We start from the raw sequence: 19,914 nt of genomic DNA on the forward strand, positions 1-19,914 counted from the left end.
TGGCCGCAACGGAAACCTGAAGTCACAAAGGTCTAAACCTGTCCGCTGTCGCTATGAAGCGGCGGCGACGCGATTTCCCGATATTTCTTCCTCCGTCTCGCGCAGCAGCGCCCGCGCCTCGTCGATGCCGAGAGCGGCCGGCTGGGTGCAGGTGGTGGAAAGCTCGATGAAGCGGCCCTCCTCGCCCGACTTCAGGATCGAGACCATCACATCGACGCCGTGCAGCGCGCGGTCGAGCGAGCAGCGGGCATCCCGGCCCTCGAGGATGGCAAGCGCCATGTCGGCAAGGCCGGCGGTGCGGTAGTTCGCGATCGGTCCCTGCGGGTGCTCCTGATTCTCGATGCCGAAGGGGTGGTCCCAGGGGTCGAGCGGCTGGATGTTCCTGTCGCGGCCGCTTGCTTCCACCTTGCCGCCGAAGAAGTTCGGATCGGGCACGAAGAGCGAGCCTTCGGTGCCGTAGAGCTCCATATTGGCATGGCGGTGCGACCAGACATCCCAGCTTGCCGACAGCGTGATCGTCGCGCCGTTCTCAAATTCGAGCAGCGCATGGATGTTGGTCGGCGTCTTGACCGGGATCACCTCGCCCTTGCGCGGCTCGCTGGTGATCGTACGGGTGGGGTTCGCCATCGAGGAAAGGGCTGCGACGCGCTTCACCGGCCCGATCAGGTTGATCAGGTTGGCGATGTAATAGGGCCCGAGATCGAGGATCGGCCCGCCGCCCGGCAGAAAGAAGAAGTCCGGGTTCGGATGCCACATCTCCATGCCCGGGCTCATGACGTGGCAGGTGCCCGAGGTCACCCGGCCGATCTTGCCGGCGTCAATGGTGCTGCGGGCAAGCTGGTGCGCGCCGCCGAGGAAGGTATCCGGCGCGCAGCCGACCGTCAGACCTTTCGCCTTGGCGATCGCCCGCAGTTCTTCGCCCTGTTCCAGCGAAAGCACCAGCGGCTTTTCGGAATAGACGTGTTTGCCCGCTTCGAGGATCGCCTTCGATACCGGGAAATGCGCGTCCGGGACCGTCAGATTGACGACGATATCGACATCCGGATTGGCCAGCAGCGCCTCGATGCTCTGCGCCTCGACGCCGTATTCGGCCGCCCGCGCCTCGGCCGCCGCCGGGTTGATGTCAGCACAGGCGATAACCTTGATGCCCTTAAAGAGCGGCGCGAGCCTGAAATAAGTGGTGGAGATGTTGCCGCATCCGATGATGCCGACGCCAAGTTCTTTGGTCATGGATGAACCTGCTTCTCAATAGGATTGGATGGAGGCGAGCGAGCGCTTGGCGAAGCGCTTGAAATCGCTCGGATTGTCGTGCTCCGCGATGAAGTAGCGGGCCTTGGTGGAGGCAAGCGCCTGGAACAGGCCCTTCCAGTCGACGATGCCCTCGCCGACATCGGCCCAGCCGTCCTCGTCCTTTTTCTCGCCGGCCGGCGCGATGTCCTTCACGTGCACGGCGGTGATGCGGTCGCCGTATTTCCTGATCCAGGCGATCGGGTCGGCACCGCCGCGGATGATCCAGGCAATGTCGGCCTCCCAGGACAGATCCGGACCGCCCGCGAAGATCAGATCCTGCGGGATGCTGCCATCGGGAAGCGCTGCGAATTCGAAATCGTGGTTGTGCCAGCCGAAGGTCAGCCCGGCGTCGCGATAGGGCTTGCCGGCCTTCTGCAGCCGCTCGCCGAAGACACGCCAGCCGGCCGCGTCCGTCGGGCGCTGGTCGGGCATCAGGTAGGGGCAATAGATCGCCTTGACGCCGAGCGCCTTGGCGATCTCGAGCACGCGCGCCGGATCGCTCTCCAGCATGTCGAGACCGAAGTGGGCAGTCGGCATGGCCAGGCCGTTGCTGTCGAGCCCTTCCTTGAAACTCGCGATCTCCGCGTCGCTGAGCGCCGCATAGAGCGCGCCGTAACCTTCGACCTGGCTGTAGCCGGCCTCACCGAGCGCCGTGAGCACGTTGGCGAAAGGCGGGAAATTGCGGGCGCTATAGAGCTGGAAACTGACGTCCTTCATGAAATCCTCCTCGTTTGGTCCTTTGGTCTTGGGATTGCTGGGATCACTTGAGCCAGGTGTCGTAGTCCGACACCAGCAAGTGGGTGGGTGCCGTGTCCTCCTCGATCGCCGAGAAGCGGCCGACGGGTTCGCGGAAATAATTGTCGGTAAGATCGTCGTTGACGGTCGAAACCTCGCCCATCAGCACGTCGGCGCCTTCGGCCCAGAAGGCGTGCCAGTTGCCGGGCAGAAGCGTGACGCTTTCGCCAGCCTTCAACTTCAGCAAATCACCGGCTTTCAAGCGTCGCAGCCGCGCATCGGTGGCGACGACGACATCGCTCTCCTCGTCGACGGAACCATCGGGCCTAGAATTGTACATCTGCAGCACCAGTGCGCCGCCGCCCCGATTGATGATGTCCTCGGTCTTCACCGCGTGGCGGTGCAACGGATTGACCTGACCCTTGGCGGTGATCATCAGCTTCTCGGCATAGACCATGCCCTGCCCGGTCTTGAGGTTGGAAGCATCGCCGTTGCGGAGCGTGAAGAGCACCAGCCCGAATTCGTCGAAGCGTCCCTTGCCGTAATCGGTGATGTCCCAGCCGAGGCGGGCATCGAAGATCGTCGGGCTGTCGGAGGCGACACGCGCCTTCAACTGCTCCGGCGACCAATAGGCAAAGGGCGGCAGCGTGAAGCCGAAACTCTTCATGAAGGCATCGCTCTTGGCGATGATATCGTTGACGTGGCTGCGTTTCATGGCGGTCAACCCTTTCCCTGGCAGGATTCGAGATCGAAGGCGGAGAAGCGCGGGAACTCACCGAGGCCAAGCAATTCCTTTGACGTAAATCGGATGATCTTCGTTTCGCCGGCCAAGAGGTCGAAGGCATTGTCGGAGTAGCGGCCAGGGACGTCCGCCTCGATCATCACGTGCAGCGCCAGCCCGCTTGCGCTGACGGTGACGTCGAACGCGCCCTCGCCTACTGGAGCGACATCGAGCGTCAGACCGGAGGGCATGAGGTCGAGCGCCTTGTAAGTGCCGTTGACGTGATGGCCCTCGCCGCGCATCGCGTTCGACGCCTCGAAGGACCAGAACAGCAAGCTGTCGGCGGGAATATCGGAAGCCGCGATCGTCACCAGCGTTGCCGCGCGATCCGGGCTGCAGGTGCCGGCGGCCGCCGTCAGCGGCGTGCGCTTGCCATCGAGCGAAACGAGGAAGGTCTGAAGCTCGACCGTCACGGGCTCGGCGGTGTCATTAACCATCGAGAAGGCGATGTCCTTGCCGTCCGCGGACGGAATCGCCGCAACCGAGACCGGCTGGAAGAAGCGCCGGACCATGTAGTGCATCGCCTTCCAGCTGCCGCCATAGTCGAGGCTCGACCAGGAGGCGACCGGCCAGGTGTCGTTGAGCTGCCAGTAGAGCGTGCCCATGCAATGGGGTTTCAGCGAACGCCAGTAGTCGACGGCGGTACGGATCGCCAGCCCCTGCTGGATCTGGCTGAGATAGACGAAAGCCGGGAAGTCCTTGGGAAAGCGGAAGTAGCGGAACATCGTGCCGGCGATGCGTTCGTTGCCGCCGACATTCTTCTGGTGGCTCTCGATGACGGGCGACGCGATGTTGAGGTCCTTTTCCGCCGCAAACTGCCGGATGACCGGCATCGACGTGTAGGACTGGAAGCCGAACTCCGAGCAGAAACGCGGGCGCACGGTGCGGTAATTGTCGAAAGACTTGTTCTCGTGCCAGACCGACCAGTAATGCATGTCGCCGGAGCCATCGGCATGCCAGGCATCGCCGAAGTCGAGATAGCCCGACGCCGGGCTCGACGGCCACCAGATCGCTTCCGGCAGCGCCGCTTTCAGCGCCACTTCGATCGTGCGGTTCAGCCGGTCATAGGAGACGAGATAGCGGTCGCGGTCCTTGCGCGGTTCATCGAACCAGGTGAGCGCACCGACGAGCTCGTTGTCGCCGCACCAGACCGCGATCGACGGATGGGTCGACAGGCGCCTGACCTGATAGTCCACCTCGGCCGCGACGTTTTCCAGGAAATCCGGGGTCGAGGGATAGAGGTTGCAGGCGAACATGAAGTCCTGCCAGACCATCAGTCCCAGCCGGTCGCAGAGATCGTAGAACCAGTCTGGCTCGTAGAAGCCGCCGCCCCAGACGCGGATCATGTTCATGTTGGCGTCGACGGCCGAGGTCAGCAGGTCTTCGACGCCCTCCCGCGTCACCCGCGACGGCAGCGCATCGGCCGGGATCCAGTTGGCCCCCTTGCAGAAGATCTCGCGGCCGTTGACGCGGAAGGCAAAGCGGCTGCCGGCCTCGTCCTTGTCGGTGAGCAGTTCGATGGTGCGGAAGCCGATCTGGCGGGTCACCTGCTCCTGCGGCACCTCGACGGTCAGGACCGACAGGCGCTGCTCGCCGCTGCCGGCCGGCCACCAGTGCTTCGGCTTGGCGACGGTGAAGACATGGGTGATGCGGGTCTCCCCTTTGCCGACGGCGCAGTCCAGCCGCTCGCGGTCCTCGTCGAGCGAGAAATGTATGGGCACGATGCCGGGCGCATCGGCAAAGAGCGTCACCGTCACGACCAGGTCGACATTGCCATCCTCCAGCCAAATCTGCTTCGTCGTCACATGCTCGATGCGGGCCGTCTCCAGCCGGCAGAGCGCGATCTCGCCATAGACACCGAGCGGCGCGATCGCGAGGTTCCAGTCCCAGCCGAAATGGCATTGGGGCTTGCGCAGCATGTTGCCATTGGCGATCGGCGAATTGCCGGGATGATAGGGCACGTAGAAGGGCTGCGCGCCCTGACGGCGGGCGCCTTCCGATATCGAGGACCGTAGCGCGATGCGGATGCGGTTCTCACCGGCGACGAGCGCCTTTGAGACTTCCGGCCGATAGCGGCGGAAGCAATTGTCGGCCTCGAGCACCAGCCGGTCGTTGACGAAGACCGAGGCAACCGTGTCGAGGCATTCCAGATCGAGATACCAGTAGCCCGAGAGGTCACCGGCTGCGACCGTAACCGAGCGTTCGATCACCCAGTCCTTGTGCGCCACCCACTGCACGTCGTTCTCGTTGCGGCCGACATAGGGGTCGTCGATCGCGCCGGCCCTCAGCAAAGCCGAGTGCACATCACCCGGCAGCGCCATCGCCAGCGTGTGACTGTGGTCGACGGAAGAGAGCTGCCAATCGCCTGCGAGGTCGAGACGGATGGCGGTGCGGGTGTAGTCCTCGGAGAGCATTGTCGTATTCCACTGGTCGGCCGGCACAGGCGCCGGCGCTGTCATCGCCGGGATGGGCCGGGCAGCATTCCGCCCGGCGCCACCCTCTATTCTCTACGTCCGCGCGTATCGTTTCCGCAAAACCGCTTCACACCTTTGCGCGACATGCAGCTAAATGCGATTCTCGCTCGTCGCATCGAAGATCGAGGCAACGCCCATGTCGAAGGAAAGCGTGACCGCCGTGCCCGGCGCATAGCGCCGCTGGCCGGCGATGCGCACCGACATCGACTGCCCGGCGAGCTTCAGCCACAACAGGTTGTCGGCGCCCATCGGCTCCTCGATATCGACGACCGCCCGATGCGAGGCCGCCGCCCCGCTCGCCACCTCGTCGACGCGCACATGTTCGGGCCTCAGGCCGAGAACGACCTTCTGCCCATGCACGAACGGCGCCCGTGACGGGTAGGCCGATACGTCGAAATCGACGCCGTTGACGTGGACGTAGGCGCGCTGATCGCGAAGCTGCAGGTCGCCGCGGAAGAAGTTCATCGACGGCGAGCCGATGAAGCCGGCGACGAACAGGTTTTCCGGCGCGTTGTAGATCGTCATCGGGTCGGCAAGCTGCTGGATCACGCCGCTCTTCATGACGGCGATGCGGTCGGCGAGCGTCAGCGCCTCGATCTGGTCGTGGGTGACGTAGATCATCGTGTTCTTCAGCGACTGGTGCAGCCGCTTGATCTCGACGCGCAGCTCCGAGCGCAGCTTGGCGTCGAGGTTGGAGAGCGGCTCGTCGAAGAGGAACACGTCGACATCGCGCACCAGCGCCCGGCCGATCGCCACGCGCTGGCGCTGGCCGCCGGAGAGTTCCGAGGGCTTGCGCTTCAGGAGCGGCTGGATCTGGAGGATTTCGGCGGCGCGGCTGACGCGCTTGTCGATCTCCTCCTTCGGGACCTTCGCGACCTGCAGGCCGAAGGAGAGGTTCTTCTCCACCGACATTTGCGGATAGAGCGCGTAGGACTGGAACACCATGCCGATGCCGCGGTCCTTGGGCTCCTCCCAGGTAACGTTCTTGTTCTTGATGAAGATCTGCCCGTCGCTGACATCGAGCAGGCCAGCGATGCAGTTGAGCAGGGTGGACTTGCCGCAGCCCGACGAGCCGAGCAGCACCAGGAACTCGCCGTCCTTGATGTCGAGGTTGAGCGTGTCGAGCACAGTCACGGCGCCGAAGCTCAACGACAGGTCTTTGACCGATACGCTGACGTTTTGCATGTTGTTACCCTTTCACTGCGCCGGCGGCGATGCCGCGAACAAAAAGCCGTCCGGAGACGAAGTAGACGAAGAGCGGAACCGCCCCGGTCAGGATCGTCGCCGCCATGTTGACGTTGTATTCCTTCACACCCTGGACCGAGTTGACGATGTTGTTGAGCTGGACCGTCATCGGATAGTATTCCGGCCGGGTGAACACGACGCCGAAGAGGAAGTCGTTCCAGATGCCGGTGACCTGCAGGATCATCGCCACGACGAAGATCGGCAGCGACATCGGCAGCATGATCTTGAAGTAGATCGTCCAGAAGCCCGCGCCATCGACGCGCGCCGCCTTGAACAGTTCCTCCGGCAGACCGGCGAAATAGTTGCGGAAGAGCAGCGTCAGGATCGGCATGCCGAAGATGGTGTGCACGATGATGAGGCCGGTCAGCGTGCCGTAGATGCCCATTTCGCGGAGCACGATGACGATCGGGTAGATCATCACCTGATAGGGAATGAAGGCGCCGACGATCAGGATCGTGAAGAACAGCTCCGCCCCCTTGAAGCGCCAGTTGGCAAGCGCATAGCCGTTGACCGAGGCGATCGCGATCGAGACGATCGTCGAGGGAACGGTGATGCGCACCGAGTTCCAGAAGCCGCGCGAAAGCCCGTCGCAGTTGAGCCCGGTACAGGCGCTCGCCCAGGCCTTGACCCAGGGCTCGAAGGTGATTTCGAGCGGCGGGGCGAAGATGTTGCCGAGCCGGATTTCCGGCATGCCCTTCAGCGAGGTCATCACCATCACGTAGAGCGGCAGCAGGTAATAGAGCGCCACGACGATCAGCGTGCCGTAGATCACGATATTGCGCGAAGACAGCGCCCGGCGGGGCTTGCGCCCGCGCGGACCGGCAACGACCCGGTCGACTTGTGCCTTGGGTGCGGCCTCTTCGGCGACCGAATTGAAAGCAACGATATCAGACACGCTTGCGCCCTCCCCCGAATTCCAGATAGGCCCAAGGCACGATGATGATGGCGACGGTGATGAGCATCATGGTCGAGGCGGCGAAGCCCTGGCCGAGGTTCTGCGCCTGGAACATGTAGTCGTAGACGTATTTGGCCGGCACTTCCGAGGCGATGCCGGGACCGCCGCTCGTCTGCGCCACGACCAGGTCGTAGACCTTGACGATGCCGCTGGCGATGATGACCAGCGTGGTGATGAAGACGCCGCGCATCATCGGGATGACGACGAAGAGATAGGTCTTCCACATGGGAATGCCGTCGACGCGCGCGGCCTTCCAGATATCCTCGTCGATACCGCGCAAGCCCGCGAGCATCAGGCACATCACGAGCCCGGTTCCCTGCCAGAGTGCGGCGATCAGAATGCCGTAGATGACGATGTCGGAATTGTAGAGCGGGTCGAAGGTGAAGCTCTCCCAGCCGAGCGAGCGCACCACCGACTGGATGCCGAACTCCGGGTTCAGCAGCCATTGCCAGACCAGGCCCGTGACGATGAAGGACAGGGCGAAGGGATAGAGCATGATGGTGCGGAAGGTGTTCTCGAAGCGGATCTTCTGATCCATCAGCGCCGCCAGAACGAAGCCGATCACCAGGCTGAAAATCAAAGAGAAGATGCCGTAGATCGCCAGATTCTGCACCGAGACGAGCCAGCGCGGCGCATCCCAGAGGCGTTCGTACTGATCGAGGCCGACGAAAGAGAGCCGCGGCAAGAGCTTGGAATTGGTAAAGGAATAGACGACCGTCCAGATCGTGCCGCCGAGGAAAATCACCACGGCCGTCAGGATCATCGGGACGGAGGCAATCTTCGCATTCAGGTTCCGCAGCCACTGGTTCGGTCGGCCCGAACCCTCACTGTAACCCGCCATGTTTCGTTCCTCCGGAACTGCAATGGGTTTCGGACGATGGGCAGCGCCGCGCGTTCCGCGCGTCCCGCCGCATCAGGGCGACAACCGCTCCTGAAGCGCCGTGCGAGACCAGCCCGCACAGGCCACCGGTGCGGCTCACGCCGCCCCGAAAGGGAGGCCTCGGCCGGCTCCACCACCTCGGCGGAGCCGGTCAATCAAGGCAGTTGCGGTCACTCCGCCGCGGCGATGATCTCGGCGAAACGCTTCTGCGCGTCTTCCGGGGTGATCGACGGGTTGGCGAAGAATTCGGAGAACAGGTCCTCCTTCTGCTTCTGGCTGTCAGCCGAAAGCAGCTGGTCCGTGCCCTGGATCACATTGCCCTTGGCAAGGATGTCCAGGCCCTTCTTCATGCAGTCGTTGGCGGCGGCGAGATCGACGTCACCGCGCACCGGCAGCGAGCCCTTCTTGAGGTTGAAGGCGACCTGCGTCTTCGGATCGAGCAGCGTCGATGCGAGCGCTTCCTGGGCCTTGGACTTCTCCTCGTCCTTCAGGAGCGGGAAGTAGAAGGCGTCGCCGCCGGTGGAGATGATCTCGTTGACGCCGAGGCCCGGCAGGCAGGTGTAATCCGTTCCAGCCTTCTGGCCGGCGAGAGCAAACTCACCCTGCGCCCAGTCGCCCATGATCTGGCCGCCGGCCTTGCCGGTGATGACCATGTTGGTGGCCTGGTTCCAGTCCTGGACATTGGTGCCCTTCGACATGCGGCGGGCGTCATCAGCAGCCTTGAAGACCTTGGCGATTTCCGGGCCTGCCGCCACTTCCTCGTCCTTGTCGCCGAAGACCTTCTGGAAGGTGTCCTTGCCGGCGATCGCGACCATCAGCACGTCGAAGGCGCCGGCTGCCTGCCAGGGCTGACCACCGACGGCGAGCGGCACGATGCCGGCCTTTTCCAGCGCCGGTGCGGCGGCCACGAACTCATCCCAGTTCTTCGGCACTTCGACGCCAGCTTTCTTGAAGGCGGCGTTCGACAGCCACAGCCACTGCCAGGAATGGATATTGACCGGCGCGCAGTAGATCTTGCCGTCGATCGTGCAGGAATCGAGCAGGCTCGCCGGCTTGATGATGTCCTTCCAGTTCTCGCGGGTGGCGACATCGGTCAAGTCGCGCATCAGCCCGGATTGAACCAGCTCTTCCGCCTGGCGGCCATGGTTGAACTGGGTGGCGCCCATCGGGTCGCCGCCGGTGATGCGGCTGATCATGATCGGGCGGGCGGTACCGCCGGATCCGGCGATCGCGCCATCGACCCAGTGATTGCCCGTCGCATCGAAAGCCTTGGCCAGTTCCGCGACCGCGGCCGCTTCACCGCCGGACGTCCACCAATGGGTCACTTCAAGATCGGCAGCATTGGCTGCGCTGAGCGGCAGGGCCACGGCGGCCGAAAGCGCGATGGCGAAAGAACGTAAATTCATGAGTCTCCTCCCTCACTGTAACGTTACCGTAAAAAACTTAATGCAATCGATTACAGGACGCAACACCCACCACAATCGATTTAAACATAATCTTAGAAAACAGCTATTGCGTGCATATGACATCAGGGATCCAAAGCGCTTTGCGCGTCCGACGTGTCCGTCTGCATCATTCAGGAGTCTTGCTTATAGCTTTGATATCTATGCTATTTCTCCATGCAACAAGCGCCGCGGCGAAAATCGTCATCTCGCAAACGCAAAAAACATCCGCACGGCATCGAGATTCAACCAGACCGCTTCATCTTTCGCAGTGCAGCAACAAAAATGCTCGACATCGCAACTGTATCGTTACAGATTTGAAGCAATTCTCTCCGTCCGAAGCAGGATAGCCGCTCGCTGCTTTTCGTATATAAGGCGATGAAGTGACGCGGCGGGCAGCAGTGGACAGGGCTGAACCGACGCGTTTCGCTGCCGGACGGACACCGCCGGCAGCGCGCGGGTAGAGAATGGGCGGGTGACGGCAATGGACAGCAAGACGAAAAACAGGCCGCAGACGCCGCCGCCGGACGGTGGCCGGCCAACCCTGAAGACGATCGCCTTCATGACCGGGCTCGGGATCACCACGGTGTCGCGGGCGCTGAAGGATGCGCCCGACATCGGCGCGGAAACCAAGGAGCGCGTGCGCCTCGTCGCCAAGCAGATCGGTTATCAGCCGAACCGCGCCGGCGTGCGCCTCAGGACCGGCAAGACCAATGTCATCAGCCTGGTGCTGACATTGGAAGAAGAGATCATGGGCATCACCAGCCCGATGGTCGTCGGCATCACCGAGATCCTCGCCGGCACGCCCTATCATCTGGTCGTCACGCCCTATAGCGCCGTCAAGGATGCGCTGGCGCCGATCCGCTACATTCTCGACACGGGTGCGGCCGACGGCGTGATCATCTCGCGCACCGAGCCGCACGATCCGCGCGTGGCGCTTCTGACCGAGCGCGGCCTGCCCTTCGTCACCCATGGCCGCACCGAGATGGGCATTGTCCACCCCTATCATGACTTCGACAACGAGCGCTTCGCCTATGAGGCGGTGCGCAAGCTCGTTGCGCACGGGCGCCGCCGGCTGGTACTGCTCGAGCCGCCGCCGCATCTCACCTTCTATTCGCACATGCGCGCCGGCTTCGAGCGGGGCCTGCGCGATTTCCAGGCGGATGCGGTCAGCTTTCACCAGACCAACATCGACCATTCGCTCGTCGAGATCCGCGACGCCTTCGAGGTGCTGATGCGCTCGGAGGACGCGCCCGACGGCATCGTTTCCGGCAGCGGCTCCGGCGCGATCGCGCTGATCGCCGGCCTTGAGATGGCCAAGAAGAAGCTCACGGAGGACTGCGACATGGTCTCGAAGGTCCCGAGCGACTTCCTGCGCTGGCTGCGGCCGGAGGTCATGACCATGTACGAGGACATCCGCGTCGCCGGCCGGGAACTCGCCAAGGCAGTGATCGGCCATATCGACGGCGCGCCGGCCGAAACGTTGCAGAGCCTCAGCCAGCCGGAGTTCCAACCGCCGATCATCCGCGGTTTGCGGGCATAGAGAAATCCGGAAATTCCCTTGCTGTCTTGCTTGTGACGCAGAAACCTGCGACAGGCCGGGGCAACATTTCGGCGCAAGTGCGCCCCTCTCCTCCCTCCAGGCTACCGCAGACATGATCCGCATCGAAAACATCAGCAAGCAGCTCAGCCACCGCATCCTGTTCATCGAAGCTTCGGCCGCGCTCAATCGTGGCGAAAAGGTCGGCCTCGTCGGCCCGAACGGCGCCGGCAAGACCTCGCTCTTCCGCATGATCACCGGCGAGGAACTTCCGGATGAGGGCCAGGTCGCCGTCGATAAGGGCGTGACCATCGGCTACTTCAACCAGGACGTCGGCGAAATGGCCGGCGGCAGTGCCGTTGCCGAGGTCATGAACGGTGCGGGTCCGGTGAGCGAAGTCGCCGCCGAGCTGCACGAGCTCGAGGCCGCGATGGTCGATCCGGATCGTCTCGACGAGATGGACGCGATCATCGAGCGCTACGGCGAGGTGCAGGCGCGCTACGAGGAGCTCGGCGGCTACGCGCTCGAGGGTCGCGCCCGCGAAGTGCTGGCGGGCCTGAGCTTCAGCCAGGAGATGATGGATGGTGACGTGTCGGCGCTTTCGGGCGGCTGGAAGATGCGCGTGGCGCTTGCGCGTATCCTGCTGATGCGGCCCGACGTGATGCTGCTCGACGAACCGAGCAACCATCTGGATCTCGAAAGCCTGATCTGGCTCGAAGATTTCCTCAAGAACTACGACGGCGCGCTGATGATGACCTCGCACGACCGCGAGTTCATGAACCGCATCATTACTAAAGTTATCGAGATCGACGGCGGCTCGCTCAACGCCTATTCCGGCGACTACGGTTTCTACGAGCAGCAGCGCGCCCAGAACGAGAAGCAGCAGCAGGCGCAGTTCGAGCGCCAGCAGGCGATGCTTGCCAAGGAGATCAAATTCATCGAGCGCTTCAAGGCGCGCGCCTCGCACGCAGCCCAGGTGCAGAGCCGGGTGAAGAAGCTCGACAAGATCGACCGTGTCGAGCCGCCGAAGCGCCGCCAGTCGGTCGCCTTCGAGTTCCGCCCGGCGCCGCGCTCCGGGGAAGATGTCATCAACATCAAGGGCGTTCACAAGAAATACGGCAGCCGCAGCATCTATGAGGGGCTGGACTTCATGGTGCGCCGCCGCGAGCGCTGGTGCATCATGGGCGTCAACGGTGCCGGCAAGTCCACGCTGCTGAAACTCGTTGCCGGCTCCACCGAACCGGACCAAGGCAACGTCACCCTCGGCGCCAGCGTCAAGATGGGTTACTTCGCCCAGCACGCCATGGACCTGCTCGACGGCGACCGCACGGTACTGCAGCAGCTCGAAGACACCTTCCCGCAGGCCGGCCAGGCGCCGCTTCGCGCGCTTGCCGGCTGTTTCGGCTTTTCCGGCGACGACGTCGAGAAGAAGTGCCGCGTGCTTTCCGGCGGCGAGAAGGCGCGCCTGGTAATGGCAATCATGCTCTTCGATCCGCCGAACCTGCTGGTGCTCGACGAGCCGACCAACCACCTGGACCTCGACACCAAGGAAATGCTGATCAAGGCGCTGGCGGAATACGAAGGCACCATGCTCTTCGTCTCGCACGACCGCCACTTCCTCGCCGCACTCTCCAACCGCGTGCTGGAGTTGACGCCCGAAGGCATCCATCAATATGGCGGCGGCTATACCGAATATGTCGCCCGCACCGGCCAGGAGGCCCCGGGGCTCAGGAGCTAAGCGTCAGCCTGCCGGCCCGCTGCTTTCGCCAAGCCTGGCCATGCCTTTCCGTTCGGAACCATCTCGGCCGTCAGCGGTTATCCTGTTGACGCAGGCAGCGCATCGTCAAGGGGGCTTCGCGCGTCCCATGGACCGTGATGCTGAGGTGCCGACGGTGCGTTGCCGCCATCGTTTGCTGGTAACGATGAAAGCGCGTGGGCATCATGAAGACCAAGCACTATGTGCTGCAAATTTTTCGGGCCGCCTTCACCGACAGGCTGTTGCTGATCATCGTTGTGTTGATGATCGCCTCGCTCTTCGCCGTGTTGCCGATCAAGTCATGCTCCAATCCGGGCCCATCGAGCGGTCCCGGTTCGGCGGAGATATCGACGCCCATATCGAGGTCCCAGAGCGCTGTGCGTTCATATGAACGCACAAAGGACGCTCCAGCACCAGGCAGCTTGTCGTGTGGCCGAAGGGACTGCCACGCAGGGCCAAATAGCAAACGGGGCGGCCAAGGCCACCCCGTCTTCAGACTACTTTATCGTCAGACTTAGCCGTTGAGGCCACTACCCCAGGGGCCGTGGTGGCTGTCGGCGCCGTCGACGCGGTCGAAGCCGTGGGCGCCGAAGAAGTCGCGCTGCGCCTGAATGACGTTGGCCGTGCCGCGGCCGCGGCGGTAGCTGTCGAAATAGCCAAGCGCCGAGGCGAGCGCCGGCACCGGCAGACCGCCGAGCACGGCGGCCGAGACGACGCGCCGCAGTGCGCCGTCGGTCTCCTTGACCATGGCGGCAAAGGCCGGCGTCACGATCAGGTTGGCGGCATCCGGCGCCTTGGTGAAGGCGGTGGTGATCTCGTCGAGGAACTGCGAGCGGATGATGCAGCCGGCGCGCCAGATCTTGGCGATCGTCGGCATAGGCAGGTTCCAGTCGAACTCCTTCGACGCGGCCGACATCACCGCAAACCCTTGCGCATAGGCGCCGATCTTGGCGGCGAGCAGCGCGCTTTCGAGATCCTTGATGAAGGTGGCCCGGTCGGCGATCTGGAACTCGCCGACCTGCGGCAGGCCGAGGATATTTTCGGCCGCCTCGCGCTCGTCCTTCATCGAGGAGATGCTGCGCGCGGCAACTGCCGCCTCGATGCCGGTGGCCGGCACGCCCATGTTCTGCGCCTCGATCACCGACCACTTGCCGGTGCCCTTCTGGCCGGCCTTGTCGAGGATCATATCGACGATCGGCTTGCCGGTCAGCGGGTCGGCCGCCTTCAGCACCTTCTCGGTGATCTCGATCAGATAGGAGTTGAGGCGGCCCTTGTTCCAGGCGCCGAAGACCTCGCCGATCTCGGTCGCCGACATCTTCAGGCCGTCACGCAGGATGCCGTAGATTTCGGCGATCATCTGCATGTCGGCATATTCGATGCCGTTGTGGATCGTCTTGACGAAGTGGCCGGCTCCGTTTTCACCGAGCCATGCAACGCAGGGGTCGTTGTCGTATTTCGCGGCGATCGAGGTCAGCACGCTTTCGACCCGCTTCCAGGACTCTTCCGTGCCGCCGACCATGATCGACGGGCCGTGGCGCGCGCCTTCCTCACCGCCGGAAACGCCCATGCCGATGAAGGTGAGGCCCGAATCCTTCAGCGCCTCGAAGCGGCGCATCGTGTCGCGGAAATTGGCGTTGCCGGCATCGATCATGATGTCGCCCTTGGCGAGATACGGCTTGAGGATCTCCATCTGCTGGTCGACCGGCTCGCCGGCCTTGATCATGATGATGATCGGGCGCGGCGGGCGGATGGCGGCGACAAACGCTTCAATCGTGTCGCAGGGCACGATCTGGCCCTGGAGTTCGCCGGCTTCCGCGTAGAATTTGTGCGTCGCCTCGACGGTGCGGTTGAACACCGCGATCTTGTTGCCCTTTTCAGCGATGTTGAGCGCCAGGTTCGAGCCCATGACGCCGAGACCGATTAGGCCGATTTCCGCCTGTGACACGTGATTGCCTCCTTGGACAGAAGTGCCGGGCGCGATCGGGATAAGCGCGTCAGAGCCGGCCCTTCGAATTGAACTTCGCCCTCTCGTGGCGGGCTCTGTCGAAGGCCCTGGCGCGAGAAGCGACGGCGGAGGGTGTTTTGGCATTCAAATCGATTAACGACAAGCGATTCCTGACAAAATCACTTCTTTTCGGGCTTGCCGTCGCCATCGTCCAGCACCCGCCAGGACGCACCTTCGAGGTCTTCGTATTGGCCGCTCTTCAGCGCCCAGAGGAAGGCGGCAAGGCCGATGCCGCCGAGAAACAGCGCGATGGGGATGAGATAGATCAGCGTGTTCATGAGGCATTCCCGACCGGTCGCAGGGTGGCGGGCGCTCGGCCGTCCGGTGCCGCCTCGGCGACATTGCCGGTGGCAGCACGCAGACGCAAGGCATTGGCAACGACGATCACCGACGAGGTCGACATGGCAACGGCTGCGATCAACGGCGTCGCATAGCCGAGGATCGCGATCGGCACGGCGATCACGTTGTAGCCGATCGCCAGCGCGAAGTTCTGGCGGATGAGCCGCCCGGCCCGGCGCGACGTGTCGATCGCCATCGGCACGGCATTGAGCCCCTGGTGCAGGAAGACGAAGTCCGCCGCCTGGCGTCCGACATCCGCCGCCGTTGCCGGCGCCATCGAGACGTGGGCCGCCCGCAGCGCCGGGGCGTCGTTGATGCCGTCGCCGACCATCAGTACGCGGTGACCGCCCTCGGCCGCAGCCGCGCATTCATCGACCTTGCCGCGCGGCGTCAGTTCCGCCTGGAAGCGCTCGATGCCGACCCGCCGGGCAAGGGCTGCGACAACGGGCGCGCGGTCGCCGGAGAGGATGCCTGTCGCCAAACCGAGCCGACCGAGTTCCTCGATGCTTTCACGGGCGAAGGGCCGCAACCGGTCCTCGAAGCGGAAGCAGGCGAGTTCGCGGCCGTCCAGCGACAGGATCGCCTCGGACTGCCCGCTCGCCTCGCCGGCATCGCCGCAGGCAAAGGCACGGCTGCCGAGCCGGTAGATGCCGGCCTCCGTGCGGGCCTCGATGCCGGCACCGGGAATTTCGCGGACCTCCCCGGCAATGACGGGCGCAAGCTTCGCCGCATCATGGATGGCCATCGCCAGCGGATGGCGCGACTGGGCGGCAAGGCCGGCCGCCGTCGCCAGCACGGAGGGCTGAATATCCTGGCCGTTGACGAGGCGCGGCTCGCCCACCGTCAGCGTGCCGGTCTTGTCGAGCAGCACCGTATCGATCTCGGCGAGCCGCTCCATGGCGGAACCGTCCTTGACCATGACGCCATTCTGGAACAGCCGTCCGGCGGCAATGACCTGCACGACAGGCACCGCAAGCCCGAGGGCGCAGGGGCAGGTGATGATCAGCACCGCGACCGCGACCAGCATCGCGTGGTGGAAATCGCCGTTGACGAACATCCAGCCGATGAAGCTCAAGAGCGCAAGCAGATGCACCGCCGGCGAATAATATTGCGCCGCGCGGTCGGCGATGCGGCGATAGCGCGCCCTGCCCCCTTCGGCGGCCTCCATCAGCCCCATGATTTCCGCAAGCAGCGAGTCGCGCGCCGCAGCCGTCGCCTCGATGGTCAGCGGTCCGGTGAGGTTCAGCGTGCCCGCCTCGACGGTGTCGCCGGTCCTGACCGGTGCGGGTGCGCTCTCGCCATTGACGATCGAGCGATCGAGATCGCTGGCGCCCATGAGAATGCGGCCATCGACCGGGATGCGCTCGCCGGCGGCAATCGCCAGCCTTTCGCCCGGCTTGATCTCGTCGACCGGGCGGTATTCCCGTCCCCCTTGCGCATCCAGCACCATGGCGCCGCGCGGCGACAGCCGGGCCAGACTGCTGATCGCCGAGCGGGCGCGGCCGCGCATCATGTGGTCGAGCGTGCGGCCGATCAGCAGGAAGAACAGAAGCATCACCGTGCCGTCGAACCAGGCATGGGTGCCGTGGGTGATCGTCTCGTAGAGCGAGATGGAGAAGGAGAGCGTGATCGCCAGCGCGATCGGCACGTCCATGTTGGTGCGGCCGTGCCTCAGCGCGTTCCAGGCGGAGGCATAGAAGAAGCGCCCGGCATAGATCAGCGTCGGCGCGGCAATCAGTGCCGAGATCCAGTGGAACAGATCGCGCGTGGCAGCCTCCGCGCCCGACCAGACGGAGACCGAAAGCAGCATGATGTTGGCGGAAGCGAAACCCGCGACAGCAACGGCGCGCACCAGTTTCTTCAGCGTCTGGTCGCCGTCCTCCTCGCCCGGCGCAAACAGATGGGTTTCGTAGCCGCGCGCGCGGATGGTCCGCGCCAATTCCCGAGGATCGGTACGGGCTCCGTCGAGCTCTTCCTTCCAGACGATGGACACGCGCCGCGACGAAAGGTTCACACGCGCCCGCTCGACCTCGGGCCGCGCTTTCAAGGCGCCCTCGAGTGTGGTGATGCAGGCGCCGCAATGCACGCCGGGCACGCTGAGATCTGTCTGGCGGAGCCCCCCGCCGAGCGACCGACTCGTCAGCCACAGCTCTTCCGAGCTTGGCAGCCCCTGCCCGGCCCTGTCGATCTCCAGAGCCATCTCGGTCCCGGGTGCACAGCAGCTCATGGGGTCTCTCCCGGCACCATGAAGCGGATCGCCTGGCGATAGACGACGACATCGCCCTTGGTCGCGGTGATGTCGGCGATCCACTGGCCGCGCTTTAGAGCCGCGGGGGCGACGAAGACGCCCTCGCCCTGATGCACCATCTCGACGGTCACATCCTCATGCTCCTCGACCGGGCGTTTCAGCATGGCGACCACCTTGTCGGCGGTCAGTTCTGGCTTGCCCTGGCGCGTCAGCGTATAGCGCAACGCCTCTTTCTCAACGCTGAGCTTGCCGTCGAGACCGCTGGCGGCGAAGGCCTTCGCCTCCTTCACCTTGCCGTTGAACTGCTGGCTCGCGACATAGGTATTCTGCACCACCAGCCCGCTCCAGCTATGGCTGGCGTTCCAGGCCATGATCACGTTGACGGTGATGATCGTGCCGAAGAACAGCACCATGACGCCCAGCATGTGCCAGCCGGTGAAGGGGCGCGGCGCCTTTGCCTGTCTGGTCGTCATTTCGCGGCTCCCGGGCTGTTGAAGTTGGCCTCGTAGGCGTCGCGCTCGTGGCTCGACGGATCCTCGACGATCAGGCTGAAACCATCGGCCGCCTCGCCAAGCTTGTCCTCCGGCAGCGTCACGAACACCTTCACCGCCGTCACCTTGTCCGGATCGACCCCGACGGCAAAGGTGCGGCCGTCGCCCGGAGCATGGCCGGCAAGGCGCATCGTCGCCGAAGGCATGCCCTCGATCGCGAGCGTGATGGTGCGTTGTTCCGGGATCATGTTCAAGAGCTTGACCATGTAGCCGTTGCGCACCGAGCCATCGGATTCGACGACGAATTGCGGATTGCGGTCGTGCAGCACGTTGAGTTCCAGCCGGTCGCGAGACAAGAGCGCATAGAGCAGACCGATGCCGACGAGTGTCCAGACGCCGAGATAGAGCAGCACGCGCGGGCGGAAGACGATCTTCCAGTTGAAATGGCGAACCTTGTCGGAGAAGCCGCCGTCCGCGTTGCGAACACGGCTCGGGTCGATCGTCGTCGTGCCGCCATTGGTGGCGAGCGCCATGTTGGCGGCATAATCGTTCAGCGTCGCATAGGAGATCAGCCCGCGCTCGCGGCCGAGCTTGTCCATGACACCGTCGCAGGCGTCGATGCAGAGCGCGCAGGTGATGCATTCGAGCTGCTGGCCGTCGCGGATGTCGATGCCCATCGGACAGACGACGACGCAGGCATTGCAATCGACGCAATCGCCGACCGCCTCGCCCGCTGCCGCCGCCTTCTTCTGGTGGCGCGAGCGCGGCTCGCCGCGCCAGTCGTTATAGGTGACGACCAGCGAATTCTCGTCGAGCATGGCCGCCTGGATGCGCGGCCACGGGCACATATAGGTGCAGACCTGCTCGCGCATCAGGCCGCCGAAGACATAGGTCGTCGCCGTCAGGATGCCGACGGTCATGTAAGCGACAGCAGGCGCTTCGAGCGAAACGAAGCTCTTCAACAGCGTCGGCGCATCGGCGAAATAGAAGATCCAGGCGCCGCCGGTGGCGATGCCGATCAGGATCCAGATCGAATGCTTCGACACCCGCTTGACGATCTTGTCGAACGTCCAAGAGCCGGCATCGAGCTTCATGCGGGCGTTGCGGTCGCCTTCGATGTAGCGCTCGACCACCAGGAAGAGATCGACCCAGACGGTCTGCGGACAGGTATAGCCGCACCAGGCGCGCCCGACGGCCGACGTCACCAGGAACAGGCCGAAGCCGGCCATGACGAGCAGACCGGCAACGAAGAAGAACTCCTGCGGCCAGATCTCGATGAAGAAGAAATAGAAGCGGCGGGCGGCGAGATCGACGAGCACCGCCTGGTCGGGCGCATGCGCGCCGCGATCCCAGCGGATCCACGGCGTCAGATAATAGATGCCGAGCGTCACCAGCATCACCAGCCACTTGAAGCGGCGGAAACTGCCCTCGGCGCGCTTCGGGAAGATCTTCCTGCGTTTTTCATAAAGCGGCTTGCGCACATGCGCCGCATTGACCGGCTCGGCCTCGTGACGTTCGACAGAGGCAGGATTTGCGGCTGAGTGAAGGCTCATTTGTGGGAAATCCCCGGATATGTCGTGTATTGCACCACCTTTTGCCCGATTTGGCCTCCGAAAACGTTGATCTGTGTCAAGTTTGCGGGCTAAAGCGCGAGCATGCGGCGAAAGGTCCGGGCCTCCGTAGGAAATGCCCAGGCTTTCGCAAAATGCCCAGGCTCCCGGAAAAGATGCCCG

Annotated in this window: 16 protein-coding genes; 2 read left to right on the plus strand and 14 right to left on the minus strand. The window is 63.9% G+C overall.

Features of this window, described 5'->3' with window-relative positions:
- Window positions 1–51: 51 nt before the first annotated feature.
- The 8 genes from BHMPCIPO_RS11010 to BHMPCIPO_RS11045 all read right to left on the minus strand — a co-directional run bounded on the left by BHMPCIPO_RS11010 (window position 52) and on the right by BHMPCIPO_RS11045 (window position 9,766).
- Window positions 52–1,230, minus strand: a complete 1,179-nt coding sequence (locus BHMPCIPO_RS11010) for a Gfo/Idh/MocA family protein (RefSeq protein ID WP_173516774.1) — start codon at window positions 1,228–1,230, stop codon at window positions 52–54.
- 15 nt (window positions 1,231–1,245) lie between these two features.
- Entirely contained in the window at window positions 1,246–2,007 is a 762-nt protein-coding gene (locus BHMPCIPO_RS11015) for a sugar phosphate isomerase/epimerase family protein (RefSeq protein WP_173516775.1), read from the minus strand.
- A gap of 43 nt (window positions 2,008–2,050) precedes the next feature.
- On the minus strand, window positions 2,051–2,740 hold the full coding sequence (locus BHMPCIPO_RS11020; protein ID WP_173516776.1) for a D-lyxose/D-mannose family sugar isomerase: 690 nt from the start codon (window positions 2,738–2,740) through the stop codon (window positions 2,051–2,053).
- A 5-nt stretch (window positions 2,741–2,745) separates the two neighbouring features.
- A complete protein-coding gene (locus BHMPCIPO_RS11025) occupies window positions 2,746–5,220 on the minus strand; it encodes a beta-mannosidase (protein ID WP_173516777.1) in 2,475 nt (824 codons plus the stop codon).
- A 150-nt stretch (window positions 5,221–5,370) separates the two neighbouring features.
- A complete protein-coding gene (locus BHMPCIPO_RS11030; protein WP_173516778.1) occupies window positions 5,371–6,465 on the minus strand; it encodes an ABC transporter ATP-binding protein in 1,095 nt (364 codons plus the stop codon).
- Between the two features lie 4 nt (window positions 6,466–6,469).
- Complete coding sequence (locus tag BHMPCIPO_RS11035; protein WP_376741653.1) at window positions 6,470–7,411, minus strand: carbohydrate ABC transporter permease; 942 nt, start codon at window positions 7,409–7,411, stop codon at window positions 6,470–6,472.
- Window position 7,412: 1 nt separating this feature from the next.
- Window positions 7,413–8,321: a carbohydrate ABC transporter permease gene (locus BHMPCIPO_RS11040; RefSeq protein WP_173516780.1), complete on the minus strand. Its 909-nt coding sequence runs from the start codon at window positions 8,319–8,321 to the stop codon at window positions 7,413–7,415.
- Between the two features lie 209 nt (window positions 8,322–8,530).
- Window positions 8,531–9,766, minus strand: coding sequence for an ABC transporter substrate-binding protein (locus BHMPCIPO_RS11045; RefSeq protein WP_173516781.1), 1,236 nt, complete (start codon window positions 9,764–9,766; stop codon window positions 8,531–8,533).
- A gap of 520 nt (window positions 9,767–10,286) precedes the next feature.
- On the opposite strand from BHMPCIPO_RS11045, the gene BHMPCIPO_RS11050 reads away from it, so the two are divergent.
- The gene (locus BHMPCIPO_RS11050) at window positions 10,287–11,345 is read left to right on the plus strand and encodes a LacI family transcriptional regulator (RefSeq protein ID WP_173516782.1); all 1,059 of its coding nucleotides are present in this window, start codon (window positions 10,287–10,289) and stop codon (window positions 11,343–11,345) included.
- A 112-nt stretch (window positions 11,346–11,457) separates the two neighbouring features.
- Window positions 11,458–13,080 (plus strand): ABC-F family ATP-binding cassette domain-containing protein, encoded by a 1,623-nt coding sequence (locus BHMPCIPO_RS11055; RefSeq protein ID WP_173516783.1) that lies wholly within the window; start codon window positions 11,458–11,460, stop codon window positions 13,078–13,080.
- Window positions 13,081–13,297: 217 nt separating this feature from the next.
- Here BHMPCIPO_RS11055 and BHMPCIPO_RS11060 read toward each other — a convergent pair whose 3' ends face one another.
- From BHMPCIPO_RS11060 to ccoG, 6 genes are all read right to left on the minus strand, one after another.
- A complete protein-coding gene (locus BHMPCIPO_RS11060; RefSeq protein WP_173516784.1) occupies window positions 13,298–13,495 on the minus strand; it encodes a hypothetical protein in 198 nt (65 codons plus the stop codon).
- Between the two features lie 117 nt (window positions 13,496–13,612).
- Complete coding sequence (gene gnd / locus BHMPCIPO_RS11065; RefSeq protein WP_173516785.1) at window positions 13,613–15,043, minus strand: NADP-dependent phosphogluconate dehydrogenase; 1,431 nt, start codon at window positions 15,041–15,043, stop codon at window positions 13,613–13,615.
- A gap of 179 nt (window positions 15,044–15,222) precedes the next feature.
- Complete coding sequence (gene ccoS, locus BHMPCIPO_RS11070) at window positions 15,223–15,381, minus strand: cbb3-type cytochrome oxidase assembly protein CcoS (protein WP_034788403.1); 159 nt, start codon at window positions 15,379–15,381, stop codon at window positions 15,223–15,225.
- Window positions 15,378–17,669: a cation-translocating P-type ATPase gene (locus BHMPCIPO_RS11075; protein WP_173516786.1), complete on the minus strand. Its 2,292-nt coding sequence runs from the start codon at window positions 17,667–17,669 to the stop codon at window positions 15,378–15,380. The genes ccoS and BHMPCIPO_RS11075 overlap by 4 nt, the downstream gene beginning before the upstream one ends.
- Window positions 17,666–18,163 (minus strand): FixH family protein, encoded by a 498-nt coding sequence (locus BHMPCIPO_RS11080; protein WP_173516787.1) that lies wholly within the window; start codon window positions 18,161–18,163, stop codon window positions 17,666–17,668. The genes BHMPCIPO_RS11075 and BHMPCIPO_RS11080 overlap by 4 nt, the downstream gene beginning before the upstream one ends.
- On the minus strand, window positions 18,160–19,734 hold the full coding sequence (gene ccoG / locus BHMPCIPO_RS11085) for a cytochrome c oxidase accessory protein CcoG (RefSeq protein WP_173516788.1): 1,575 nt from the start codon (window positions 19,732–19,734) through the stop codon (window positions 18,160–18,162). Before ccoG ends, BHMPCIPO_RS11080 begins: the two co-directional genes overlap by 4 nt.
- Window positions 19,735–19,914 lie beyond the last annotated feature (180 nt).

This window comes from Ensifer sesbaniae, from assembly GCF_013283665.1.
Lineage (GTDB): Bacteria > Pseudomonadota > Alphaproteobacteria > Rhizobiales > Rhizobiaceae > Ensifer > Ensifer sesbaniae.

Excerpts from the sequence above, each read along its gene's own strand:
- BHMPCIPO_RS11010 (WP_173516774.1), bottom strand. The coding sequence starts at position 1,230 with ATGACCAAAGAACTTGGCGTCGGCATCATCGGATGCGGCAACATCTCC.
- BHMPCIPO_RS11015 (WP_173516775.1), bottom strand. The coding sequence starts at position 2,007 with ATGAAGGACGTCAGTTTCCAGCTCTATAGCGCCCGCAATTTCCCGCCT.
- BHMPCIPO_RS11020 (WP_173516776.1), bottom strand. The coding sequence starts at position 2,740 with ATGAAACGCAGCCACGTCAACGATATCATCGCCAAGAGCGATGCCTTC.
- BHMPCIPO_RS11025 (WP_173516777.1), bottom strand. The coding sequence starts at position 5,220 with ATGCTCTCCGAGGACTACACCCGCACCGCCATCCGTCTCGACCTCGCA.
- BHMPCIPO_RS11030 (WP_173516778.1), bottom strand. The coding sequence starts at position 6,465 with ATGCAAAACGTCAGCGTATCGGTCAAAGACCTGTCGTTGAGCTTCGGC.
- BHMPCIPO_RS11040 (WP_173516780.1), bottom strand. The coding sequence starts at position 8,321 with ATGGCGGGTTACAGTGAGGGTTCGGGCCGACCGAACCAGTGGCTGCGG.
- BHMPCIPO_RS11045 (WP_173516781.1), bottom strand. The coding sequence starts at position 9,766 with ATGAATTTACGTTCTTTCGCCATCGCGCTTTCGGCCGCCGTGGCCCTG.
- BHMPCIPO_RS11050 (WP_173516782.1), top strand. The coding sequence starts at position 10,287 with ATGGACAGCAAGACGAAAAACAGGCCGCAGACGCCGCCGCCGGACGGT.
- BHMPCIPO_RS11055 (WP_173516783.1), top strand. The coding sequence starts at position 11,458 with ATGATCCGCATCGAAAACATCAGCAAGCAGCTCAGCCACCGCATCCTG.
- ccoS (WP_034788403.1), bottom strand. The coding sequence starts at position 15,381 with ATGAACACGCTGATCTATCTCATCCCCATCGCGCTGTTTCTCGGCGGC.
- BHMPCIPO_RS11075 (WP_173516786.1), bottom strand. The coding sequence starts at position 17,669 with ATGAGCTGCTGTGCACCCGGGACCGAGATGGCTCTGGAGATCGACAGG.
- BHMPCIPO_RS11080 (WP_173516787.1), bottom strand. The coding sequence starts at position 18,163 with ATGACGACCAGACAGGCAAAGGCGCCGCGCCCCTTCACCGGCTGGCAC.
- ccoG (WP_173516788.1), bottom strand. The coding sequence starts at position 19,734 with ATGAGCCTTCACTCAGCCGCAAATCCTGCCTCTGTCGAACGTCACGAG.